We start from the raw sequence: 11,671 nt of genomic DNA, 5'->3' as shown, positions 1-11,671 counted from the left end.
ACATCTCCACCTTATGTTCCTAGCAAGAAAATTTCTATTATTATAGGATTATACTTCATCAATAAGGGTAAAGTATAACATAAGACGAAAGGGTGATAAGATTGTTAAACTTTCAAACAATTATTGTCGGGTATGATGATTCTGAAAACAGCCGTCACGCATTGGAAAAAGCACTTTCTTTCTCTACGACTGACACAAAAATCATTCTAGCTCATGCTGATGAAGAAGTGATTGAAAATTCTTATTCAGCAACTGAAAAAAACCCTCAGTTAAGATCGAATAATATGATTGTTGAAGGCATGCAAATACAACCGCTCCATATTAGTAATCACGCAGAAGAAAAGACGACACATTCAACAATAATTAACAGCGTCGAACAAGCGATTACACATGCTAAACAAATTGCTGATGAAGCTGGAAAAAAATTAGAAATAAAAATATTGGGAGGCAAACCGGCAGATGCTATATGCGAATTAGCTGAAGAATTAAAAGCAGACATTATATTCGTAGGAAGTTCCTCAAAAGAAGGATTAAAAAGAATTTTCTTAGGAAGCAATAGTGAAAAAATAACAAAAGAAGCGCCATGTAGCGTAATGGTCGTCAAATAATAAGCAAAAAACCCAACTTTGTTGGGTTTTTTGCAGCTATGTATTAAATGAATTAATATTGATGTTGAAGTTCTTCAATGACTTCAGCGAATCTCTCCTTGGCAGAAGTTTCATCAAAGCTACTATAAATACGGAAATGCTCTTCGTCAATAATTCGGTAATGTTGACTAATGATATTTTGTTGCAAAACATAGCCGCTTTTATTCTGTATTTCTTTCCACCAAATCTTTCCACCTAGAGTTTTCTCTTTACGAAAATCAATTCCCTCTCTCACTACTGTTTCAATTACCTCTAAAGGCTCGTTTCCGAACAAAAACCTTACTGTCTCTGTTTCTCTAAACAATGCACATACAGCAACGACAGTCGACCAACCAGCATTGGCCCGGCCTTTTTCAATTTGTACAAGTGTTTTTTTTGAAACACCAACGATTTCTGCCATTTTGTCCTGTGTATAACCAGCTTCAGTACGAATTAAGCGCATCTTTTCCGAAACTTTTAATATGATTTCATCTCTAGTCAAAATCATTTCATTCCCTTGATTTATTTTTCGTGTATTTTTACACCTTTTCATATCGATTATAATTAAATTTTTCGAACCTTTCAAATAAAAATCGAAATGAATAAACAACATATACATCATACATTTTTCAACAAATGTCATTTTGTGTTATAAAAATATTTAAAAGTCCAATCCACATCGATTGATAATCATATTAACATTGCAAGAAAGATTACTCAAATGAACATAACCTAATTGCAAATAATTAAGAAATACGGACTATATAAAATGGATTATTTTTAAAGAGAAGCAGGCAATTTTCACCACCACCTACCACTGATCAAATATTATTATTTTTTGTCAAAAAGTACGTTCCTCATATGTATGATGGCATCCTTCTCCTATTCATAACCGCTTAATAATATTATTTCAATTATAAACTTATCCTTTAAAACCCATAAAAAAACCGAACACATGTGAATCTCCTTTAAGAAGAATTCACATGTTGTTCGGAAGTAATGCATGACGCATGAATTATTTATGCATTATTAATTATTATTTAGCTAATTTTTTTTCGCGTCTTTCTTCTGCAGCTGTATTATAAACTGCACAAGCTGCATCCCCTGTAATATTCACAGCTGTACGCGCCATATCTAATAATCTGTCAATTCCGAGAATTAACGCAATTCCCTCTACAGGTAAACCAACTGATTGTAATACCATGGCAAGCATAATTAAACCTACACCCGGTACGCCTGCTGTCCCAATACTAGCAAGGACCGCTGTTAGAACTACTGTCACTAATTGACCAATACTTAAATCAATACCATATACTTGAGCAATAAAAATAGTCGCTACACCTTGCATAATCGCTGTTCCATCCATATTAATCGTTGCTCCTAAAGGTTGAACGAAACTACTAATATGCTTAGGTACTTTTAAGTTCTCTTGGGCTACTTCCATTGAGATTGGTAAAACAGCATTACTGCTAGATGTACTAAATGCCACTCCCATTGCCGGTGTAAACCCTTTAAAGAACTTCAAAGGATTTTTTCTACCACCTAAGAAGTATACTGTACCTCCATATACAATAATTAAATGTATGATTAGTGCAGCAACAACTAGGATGAAGTATAAGCCCATTGCTTTAATTGCTGAGAAACCTTGACTTCCGATTGCTGAAGCAATTAAACCAAAAGTTCCGTATGGTGCAAATTTCATTACAACACCAACAAGATACATCATAATCTCATTGCCTTGTTCAATTAGCTTTATAACACCTTGTGTTTTTTCTCTTAACATCGTTAGAGCAAAACCAATAAATGCTGCAAAAACAATGATTTGTAACATATCACCAGAAGTCATCGCTGCAAATGGATTAGCAGGAATCATATTAAGTAAGGTATCACTTACTGGTGGTGCTTCTTCTGCATTGAATTCAGCATTAGCTGTGTCAAATGTGCCAACTTCGCCAGGCTTAAATATTAAAGCCAAAGAAATTGCAATGACAATAGCTATTGCAGTTGTTACAAGGAAATATGAAATGGTTCTAACACCGATTCTCCCTAATTTTTTCGGATCCCCTAGTCCAGTAAATCCGAGAATTATTGAGAATAAAACTATTGGTACAACTAACATCTTAATTAAATTAAGAAAAATTTGTCCAAGTGGATAAAATAACCACGTATCTAGTACTTCAAATACGTTTGGAGCGGTTACATTTAAGATAATTCCAACAACTGCACCGACAAGTAACGCAATAATAATTTTTGTGGTAATTTTCATAGAAGTCCTCCCATAAAATAATATACTCGAATTACAATCGTAATATATAAAAGTGTGTTTCTGCAAAACATTTTGTCCATTCGTGATAAAAAATAGAACTTTATACCCATAATAATGGTTTTATTTTACTTTTAAATGTCGAAAGGGTGAGATTTTTGTCGAAGTGGAAAATGAGTATCGATTCCTCTCTTAAACTTCACTTATTAGAGCCTTATCATTCAGAAGATTTTTATTTATTAATCGAAAAAAATCGTGCGTATTTAGCTGAGTGGTTGCCATGGGTGCAATTCACAGATAGTATTGAAAAAACAAGTGCAATGATTTCCTCATGGCTCCAACAATATCATACACAGAACGGGATTTTTTTAGGTATATTTATAAATCAAAAATTAATCGGTTCTATTAGTCTTCATACAATAGACTGGCAAAATAAGCAAGCAAGCATTGGTTATTTATTAGACCAGACACATCAAGGAAAAGGTCTTATTACGAAATCAGCTAATCACCTCATTAACTATACGTTTTCTCTTTTACATCTTCATCGCCTAGAAATCAAATGTGCCGTACAAAATGAAAAAAGCCGTAAAATACCAGAAAGATTAGGTTTTACTCAAGAAGGTATTCTCAGAGACAACGAATACATTAATAACCATTTTCATGACCTTGTTCTTTATTCTCTGTTAAGTACAGATCACAATTGGTAAAAGATGTATGAATATTATACCCTTAATTGAGCCTAAATGGAACAGTAATTCGTTCTTTCGACCTTCATATTTACGGAATTTTCGAATAAAATAGTCTTAAATAAGAAGTTACCCTTTGACTGATTATATTTTCTTAACGTATAATTATTTTTAAAATATTCAAACTGAGGTGGTAAAATGGGATATTCTATCGCATCGGTGGATTAGCGAAAATTAAGTTATTGCATGAAATAGTCTTAAATGAAGTTTTTTCTAATTATGATGATGAACTTACTATGGAAAAGAAATACAGTGATTTACATGGTAATCGAAGCTATTCCATATTTTTTTAAATTAAAGACGATAAATCTTTACCTCTAAATTTGAAATAGGAAAATTTAAGTATATATCAAATAGATACTTAACTCATTGATTGCTTCGATTGCTTGTAATAGGAGCTCATCTATTTTTCAATTCTCAGGAGGTGACACCCTACCCTTTATTGGGTTTAGGGGAATTTATTTGGACATATTAAACTTGGTTATTGTTGCCATTTTAATTGGCTTAACGGCATTCTTTGTCGTTTCAGAATTTGCTATTGTGAAAGTACGAAGCTCAAAAGTGGATCAATTAATCGAAGAAGGTAGCAAGAGAGCCATCTCAGTAAAAAAAGTAACTACTCATTTAGATGAGTATTTGTCTGCCTGTCAATTAGGTATTACGATTACGGCATTAGCTCTCGGTTGGCTTGGTGAAACAACATTTGAAAATCTACTTTTACCGATATTCCAGTTGTTTCATATACCTGCCTCATTATCTCATATTTTGATTATTGCATTCGCCTTTACCATCGTTACATTTTTACATGTTGTCGTTGGAGAGCTTGCGCCGAAAACAATTGCTATTCAGAAAGCCGAAACGGTCACATTAATGGTAGCCAAGCCTTTAATTTGGTTCTATCGCATTATGTTCCCATTTATCTGGGTGCTAAACGGATCTGCCAGATTGTTAACAAAAATGATTGGGCTAAAACCTGCTTCTGAACACGAAATGGCTCACTCTGAAGAAGAATTAAGGATTATTCTTTCAGAAAGTTATGAAAGCGGGGAAATCAACCAATCGGAATTTAAATATGTGAACAAAATATTTGATTTTGATGACCGCATTGCGAAAGAAATTATGGTCCCACGTACAGAGATTATTTCTATTTCTAAAGATGATACCCTAGAGGAATTTTTACCTACCGCCAAGAATGAAAAGTTCACACGGTATCCCATTATAGACGGTGATAAAGACCATATCATCGGTATGATCAATGTGAAAGAAATCTTAACGGACCTAATTTCTTCTAAGTCTCAGTCAACAATAAAACCGATATCCACTTATATTCGTCCTATCATTCGTGTAATCGATTCTACACCGATTCATGATTTGTTGTTAAAAATGCAAAAAGAACGTATCCATATGGCTATATTGATGGATGAATATGGTGGAACTTCAGGATTGGTGACCGTTGAAGATATTATCGAAGAAATTGTCGGTGATATTAGAGATGAGTTTGATGTGGACGAAGTACCAAGTGTTCAAAAAGTGAAAGATAATCATTATATCTTAGATGGAAAAGTTTTAGTTAGCCAAATTAACGATATTTTAGATATTTCCATCAATGATGAAGATGTTGACACAATAGGTGGTTGGTTGTTAACTGAGAATTATGAAGCCAAAGAAGGCGACTTTATTGAACAGGAGAACTTTGTGTTTACTATTGTAGAAATGGAAGATCACCATATCAAATTAGTGGAGGTATACAAGAAACCAGTAATTGAAGAAATAGCTCCTTCCCAAATTCCTTTGTCTACAGAATCACAAGTCCAAATATGAAATAAAAAACCGCGCTGAAATTCAGCGCGATTTTTTTATTTTGCCATTCATTTTTTAGGAAAAAACAATCGGAAAATGGTTCCATTATTTGTTTCACTTTGAACATCTATTTTACCACGGTGTAAAGAAACTAATTGTTTTACGATTGACAAACCAATCCCAAATTCACCAAAATAACTGTTCGTTCTTGAACTGTCCGCCTTGTAGAATCTTTCCCAAATCCAATCAACTTCTTTTGGATCTATACCAATTCCATTATCTTCAATTTCAATACAAATATCATGCTCATTCTCAAAGGCGCGCATGGATATCCATCCGTTTTCTGTGAATTGAATACTATTTTTAACAATATTAATAAGAATTTGAATCAAGCGGTCATAGTCAGCATGAATATAGATATCATCTGCTGCCTCAATATAAATTTGGTTATTTTTTTCATCTGCTTGCATTAGAAGCTGTTCACTTACGACTTCAAATACCTCAATAGCTTGAATATCAATCATATGTAATTCTAATTGGTTTGAACGAATCTTCTCATAGTCTAAGTTTTCATTTACTAATCTAATCAACCTTTTAGCTTCACGGTCAATTAAATTCATCCCTTTATCAACTTCCTCTTCAGGAATCAATTGATTTTTAATTCCTTCTGCTAATCCACTAATAGTCGTTAATGGTGTCCTTAATTCATGTGAGACATCGGCAAGAAATTTTTGTCTGCGATTTTCTAGCCTTTCAATTTCCTCTTGAGATTTTTTTAATTGCACAACCATCTCATTAAAATCCCTTGCTAAATAACCTAAATCATCCTTGGAATCATCTGGCACATTTACATTATAATCGCCTGATGAAATCATTGAAGTTGCTTTTCTAAACGCTCTCACTCTAGTTGATAAGTTACGGGAGAAGATTAAACTTAAAAAGATTGCTGCCGTTGCAGCTATAGCAATCGTATACAATAAATATTGATTAAGCTGTCCAATCATTTTTAAAGACGTACTTATCGGCGAAAGTAATAAAATTCCACCGGTTATGTTTTCACCTTCCATTGACGGTAAAGCTACTAATGATACTTCCTGTTCAAACCGTTTAATATCATGAAGGATTGTTACAGACTCACCTTTTGACAACTTTTCCCACTCTTTTTGGGAAAGGCGTATACTAGGGTCCATAGAAACATTGGGGTAGATGATATCTGCATTACTATCGAATAAAATATATTGAATATTTCTTGCTTCAAGTAGCTTACTATATTTATTCAAAAAAGTTTGTGGACTTTCTTCATGAATGGATACATCTTCTAAAATCTGCTGGCCATATTCATTTAATTCTTCCACTTTGTTTTCAAATATATAACTTCTTACAAATTGTGAAAAAATCAAACCCATTAATAGAAACGCCAGTATTAGAATAAGAACATGACTGGATAGCAGTTTAAGAAAATATTTATTTCTCATAGGTATCCGTCGACTCATCAAATTTGTAACCTACACCCCACACAGTATGGATAAATGGTTGATCTGCACTGCCTATCTTTTTCCTTAAACGTTTAATATGAACATCGACTGTCCTTTCATCTCCATAAAATTGGTATCCCCATACTTTATCGAGTAATTGCTCTCTCGAAAATACTTGTTTTGGATGGGTAATAAAGTAATACAATAAATCGAACTCTTTAGGTGTTAAATTTGAAAGCAGTTCATCTTTAAAGTAGACTTCTCTAGCTTCTTTACTAATTTTGAAAAAATGGCTTGTCGTAAAGTGATGATCCTTCTCTGTTGTATCTGATTGAAATCTTCTAGATACGGCTTTAATCCTCGCCATTAAAGTTAACGGGCTAAATGGTTTCGTCACATAATCATCCGCACCCATCTCAAGTCCAAGTACTTGATCAGATTCACTGTCTTTCGCTGTTAACATAATAATGGGCACACTGCTAATATCACGGATCTTTCTACATAATGTTACACCGTCCATAGCTGGGAGCATCCAATCGAGTATAATTAAATCCCATTCTCCTTTATTAAACGCCTCAAATCCTGATTGTCCATCGTGGACAAAGGTTCCTTTATATCCTTCTTTCATGAAAAACATTTCAAGCATTGTACAAACACTTTCATTATCTTCAACTACTAATAAATTCATGTATAACCACCATCCTTTAAACAGGTAATCTAAGTTTATTGTATAGGTATATTTTCATTTTAATAAAAGAATTATATCTCATTTATGTGTCAAAACGGTGTTAAAAATATGAAAGTCACATTTCGTCATCACTAAATGCAATCGAAAGATGACTTCGATATTTATTTTCGATTTTAACAAAGGTATACTTATGATAAATAGGAAGGTGAATAAAATAATGAACGACAATCCATCTTATAACGAATTAGACGAAGAAACTCTTTTTTTAGTCACACAAACTTTTAAAGCCTTATCTGATCCGACAAGGCTTAGAATCCTACATTTACTTTTTCACGAAGAACACTCGGTAAATGAGATTGCCGATAAGCTCTCTCTGTTGCAATCAACTGTCTCCCATCAATTAAGATTCCTAAAAAACTTGAGGCTAGTTAAATTCCGACGTGAAGGAACTACTTTATATTATAGTCACGATGATGAACATGTTATGCATTTATTAAAACAAACAATAGAACATACTCGCCATTCTTAATTACACACGTCCTTATGGTTTGGACAACCACTGCTTCTGCCTTCAACTTGGATTGTACTATGATTGATGCCAAATTGATGAGAAAGTAATTCTTTTGTTTCTTTGAGGACAGTATCATGGTGCCCATCATCATTTAAGACAATATGGCAACTAAAAGCAGGGAATCCTGAAGTAATCGTCCAGAGATGTATATCATGTACATCCTCTACATTTTGAAGTGTTTTGATGGAGGCTTTAATTTCCTCAATTTGCATCCCGTCAGGTACCCCTTCCATCAATACATGAAAGGCTTCTTTTGTCACTCTATAGCCGCTATTTATAATCAGAATAGCAACAATTAAACTTGCTATTGGGTCAGCAATACCCCAGTCAAAAAAGTAGATCAGTAAACCTGCTATAATCGCTCCTACAGAGCCTAGTAAATCTCCAATTACATGAAGAAACGCACTTTTCACATTAAGGTTTTCATCTTTGTCACCTTTCATTAAGATAACAGCTGCTACTATATTGATAAGAAAACCAATTGTAGCAATTGTTAACATACCTAAGCTTGCTACTTCTGGCGGTGAGATAAACCTTTTCACACTTTCAATCATGATAAGAATAGCGATGACTATTAATGTTACCCCATTTATCGCCGCCGCTAAAATTTCAAACCTTTTAAATCCGAATGTTTTTTTGTTGGTTGATTCCCTTTGAGCTATCTTGATGGCAATATAGCTTAACCCTAACGCTCCTGCATCACTTAACATATGGCCTGCATCTGATAAAAGTGCTAAACTATTCGTCCACAGACCACCAATAAACTCAATAATCATGAATCCAAAAATTAAACAGAAGGTAAGTAATAATACATTTTGATTGTTAGACGAATGATGATGATGAGAATGGGAATGATCATGACTCATTATAATTCACCTCTTATATATGAATATATGTTCATATATTACATTATGAAGAACTAAACGAAATTGTTCAACTGTTTTGTATGAAATCGAATGAAAAGTTTGTTTATAGTCCAAAATATGGTATTGTTTACAAAAATAATATTTTACACATAATAACAAAACCATACGAACAAAGCTTCTTCAACAGAAAGTAGGATTTTTCATGATAAAAGCACTCATCAACCGTAAAGCATATTTTATTTATAAGTTCTTAATGATCATTGCTGGTGCTACACTTGCTGCTTTATCAATTGAATTATTTCTTATACCAAATCTGATTATAGATGGTGGCATTATTGGTATTTCCTTAATCGTTAACCATTTAACAACCATCCATTTCGGTGTATTATTTATTTGTTTTAATATTCCTTTTTTAATTGCTGGTTATAAGCTATTAGGAAAAAGTTTTTTTCTTGCTTCCCTAATAGGCATTATCTCTTTAGCAGGAGTCGAATCACTATTTCATCATACCTCTCCTTTTACATCTACCCCGTTACTGGCAACAGTATTCGGAGGTGTCATCCTAGGAGCAGGAGTGGGGCTAGTCATTCGACATGGTGGTGCGTTAGATGGAACTGATATTATGGCAATTCTTTTAACAAAAAAAATCCCCTTTTCTATAGGGGAATTTATCATGTTCTTTAATATTTTCGTTTTTGTCTGGGCAGGATTCGTCTTGGGGTGGGAACAAGCCATGTATTCAATCATCACTTACTATATTGCTTCTAAAACGATTGATATGGTTGTACAAGGTTTTGAAGGAGATACGAAAGCTGTGCTCATCGTTTCTGACCATTATAAGGAGATGGCTGATTGTATTATTACAAAGCTAGGAAGAAGTGTGACGAAGTTGAACGGCAAAGGTGGATATATTAATACTGATAAAGAAATTATTTATGTTGTTGTGACTCGATTAGAAATATCTAAACTTAAAACTATCATTGCTGAGATTGATCCTCTTGCTTTTACAACCATAATGGACACACAAGAAGCACGAGGTAGTAAATTCAAATCTGCTCTTCATTAGTTTTAAAATACTGCCATTCATCTATTGCTGTTTAACCACCACCCATAAAAATACGAACAGAAGCGAATCCTCAACTGTTCGTATTTGTCATGATCATTGAATTTTCAGTGGTCACCTTTATAGATATTTTCTATGAAGCGCCTTTCCATCATAAGTAAAAACCATTTCCTTCTCTTCTACAATTGTTTCCATATGAACCGCTCTTCCCCATAACTGATATACATAAGGCAGAACTTTCTCTAAGTATTTCAAATCAAGCTCAATCCCTTCAAACCAATGCTTTAAATACAACTCACCATTCTTCATATAATCTCCATCATTTACCGTCAGATAAGGAAATCCCCCATTTACTCTCATACTAACTAGCTGATCGCGCACATTTTCCCATCCTTTATCGACAACTTTATAATCTTTTCCTTGCTTTTGAAATAAATACATATCCTCTCTCATCACTAAATCTTTTGTCAAGTAATTCCGGATAAACGAGATATCAGATTCAATTTCTCGTACTTCAAACATTTTTTCCCTACCAGAGCCAACCTCTACTCCTCTCCTAATCATTTCTTCCGTAGGGTGATTATATCGTTCTTCAATATCCTCAAAAATCTTCAAGCCAAGGTAATAAGGGTTAATACTTGTTTTTGATGGTTGCACAACACCAGCATTTAATTTCGCAAATTCCAAAGCTTCTCCAGAAGTAAGATCCATCTCCCTTAAAATTCGTTGATGCCAAAAGGAGGCCCAGCCTTCGTTCATAATTTTCGTCTCAAGTTGTGGCCAAAAGTAGAGCATCTCTTCTCGCATCATTGTTAAGATATCTCTCTGCCAATCAGTCAATTCACGGCTGTATTGTTCAATGAATAAAAGTATATCTTTTTCTGGCTTAGGTGGGAACTTCTTCATTTTTTTCTTTTTCTGTTTTACTTCTTTTTGATCAAGTCCCCATAAATCGTCATAAGGCGTTTCAACATGGAAAGACGAGCTCTCTTCTTCTTCTTCATGATCCCAAATAAATTTCGGGCGCATAAGAGAAGGATCTATATGCTCTTCAATAGCTAAAATGGCATCTAAAAATGTCTCTACTTCTTTTTTTCCATAGTCAATTTCATATTTTCTAATACGCTCTGCCGTAGCAGACATGCTTTCAACCATATCTCTCTTTGTATTTTGGAATCGAACATTATTTTTAAAAAAGTCACAGTGAGCAAGGACATGTGCGACAATTAATTTGTTTTGAATTAAAGAGTTGGAATTTAATAAAAAAGCATAACAGGGATCAGAGTTAATCACCAATTCATATATTTTCGACAAACCGAGATCATAATGTAGTTTCATCTTAAAAAATTGCTTTCCAAAACTCCAGTGGGAAAACCTTGTTGGCATCCCATAAGCACCAAAAGTATAAATTATTTCTGCTGGACATACCTCATATCTCATCGGATAAAAATCCAGTCCAAAACCTGTGGCGATTTCTGTGATTTCGTCTATTGCATACTCTAACGATTTATGTTCACTACCAAGCATTCTCTCACTCCCTATCTTCACCTTTAACATAATCTATGATAGAAAA

Annotated in this window: 11 protein-coding genes; 5 read left to right on the top strand and 6 right to left on the bottom strand. The window is 33.8% G+C overall.

Annotated features, from left to right (window positions below):
• Window positions 1–101 precede the first annotated feature (101 nt).
• Window positions 102–608 (top strand): universal stress protein, encoded by a 507-nt coding sequence (locus MKX78_RS07520; protein ID WP_307318314.1) that lies wholly within the window; start codon window positions 102–104, stop codon window positions 606–608.
• 52 nt (window positions 609–660) lie between these two features.
• On the opposite strand, the gene MKX78_RS07515 is transcribed toward MKX78_RS07520, so the two are convergent.
• Together MKX78_RS07515 and MKX78_RS07510 are read right to left on the bottom strand one after the other, a co-directional pair.
• On the bottom strand, window positions 661–1,128 hold the full coding sequence (locus MKX78_RS07515; RefSeq protein WP_191815030.1) for a helix-turn-helix transcriptional regulator: 468 nt from the start codon (window positions 1,126–1,128) through the stop codon (window positions 661–663).
• Window positions 1,129–1,662: 534 nt separating this feature from the next.
• Window positions 1,663–2,892, bottom strand: coding sequence for a dicarboxylate/amino acid:cation symporter (locus MKX78_RS07510; protein ID WP_095369941.1), 1,230 nt, complete (start codon window positions 2,890–2,892; stop codon window positions 1,663–1,665).
• 155 nt (window positions 2,893–3,047) lie between these two features.
• On the opposite strand from MKX78_RS07510, the gene MKX78_RS07505 reads away from it, so the two are divergent.
• Both MKX78_RS07505 and MKX78_RS07500 read left to right on the top strand, forming a co-directional pair.
• Window positions 3,048–3,596: a GNAT family N-acetyltransferase gene (locus MKX78_RS07505; RefSeq protein WP_095369942.1), complete on the top strand. Its 549-nt coding sequence runs from the start codon at window positions 3,048–3,050 to the stop codon at window positions 3,594–3,596.
• A gap of 501 nt (window positions 3,597–4,097) precedes the next feature.
• Window positions 4,098–5,456 (top strand): hemolysin family protein, encoded by a 1,359-nt coding sequence (locus MKX78_RS07500; protein ID WP_307318311.1) that lies wholly within the window; start codon window positions 4,098–4,100, stop codon window positions 5,454–5,456.
• Between the two features lie 47 nt (window positions 5,457–5,503).
• Here MKX78_RS07500 and MKX78_RS07495 read toward each other — a convergent pair whose 3' ends face one another.
• Together MKX78_RS07495 and MKX78_RS07490 are read right to left on the bottom strand one after the other, a co-directional pair.
• Window positions 5,504–6,841 carry a HAMP domain-containing sensor histidine kinase gene (locus MKX78_RS07495; protein ID WP_322909124.1) on the bottom strand — a complete coding sequence of 446 codons (1,338 nt, stop codon included), beginning with the start codon at window positions 6,839–6,841 and terminating at the stop codon, window positions 5,504–5,506.
• 58 nt (window positions 6,842–6,899) lie between these two features.
• A complete protein-coding gene (locus MKX78_RS07490; protein ID WP_095369945.1) occupies window positions 6,900–7,598 on the bottom strand; it encodes a response regulator transcription factor in 699 nt (232 codons plus the stop codon).
• Between the two features lie 217 nt (window positions 7,599–7,815).
• On the opposite strand from MKX78_RS07490, the gene MKX78_RS07485 reads away from it, so the two are divergent.
• Window positions 7,816–8,127: an ArsR/SmtB family transcription factor gene (locus tag MKX78_RS07485; protein WP_095369946.1), complete on the top strand. Its 312-nt coding sequence runs from the start codon at window positions 7,816–7,818 to the stop codon at window positions 8,125–8,127.
• On the opposite strand, the gene MKX78_RS07480 is transcribed toward MKX78_RS07485, so the two are convergent.
• On the bottom strand, window positions 8,124–9,035 hold the full coding sequence (locus MKX78_RS07480) for a cation diffusion facilitator family transporter (protein ID WP_095369947.1): 912 nt from the start codon (window positions 9,033–9,035) through the stop codon (window positions 8,124–8,126). The genes MKX78_RS07485 and MKX78_RS07480 overlap by 4 nt on opposite strands.
• Window positions 9,036–9,237: 202 nt before the next feature.
• On the opposite strand from MKX78_RS07480, the gene MKX78_RS07475 reads away from it, so the two are divergent.
• Window positions 9,238–10,101, top strand: coding sequence for a YitT family protein (locus MKX78_RS07475; RefSeq protein ID WP_095369948.1), 864 nt, complete (start codon window positions 9,238–9,240; stop codon window positions 10,099–10,101).
• A 117-nt stretch (window positions 10,102–10,218) separates the two neighbouring features.
• On the opposite strand, the gene MKX78_RS07470 is transcribed toward MKX78_RS07475, so the two are convergent.
• Window positions 10,219–11,625 (bottom strand): SpoVR family protein, encoded by a 1,407-nt coding sequence (locus MKX78_RS07470; RefSeq protein ID WP_095369949.1) that lies wholly within the window; start codon window positions 11,623–11,625, stop codon window positions 10,219–10,221.
• Between the last annotated feature and the right edge of the window lie 46 nt (window positions 11,626–11,671).

This window comes from Cytobacillus sp. FSL R5-0569, assembly GCF_038007265.1.
Classification (GTDB): Bacteria; Bacillota; Bacilli; order Bacillales; family Cytobacillaceae; genus Cytobacillus; species Cytobacillus kochii.
Note: the sequence above shows the minus strand (reverse complement) of the source record. Positions and strands in the feature narration are given on the sequence as shown.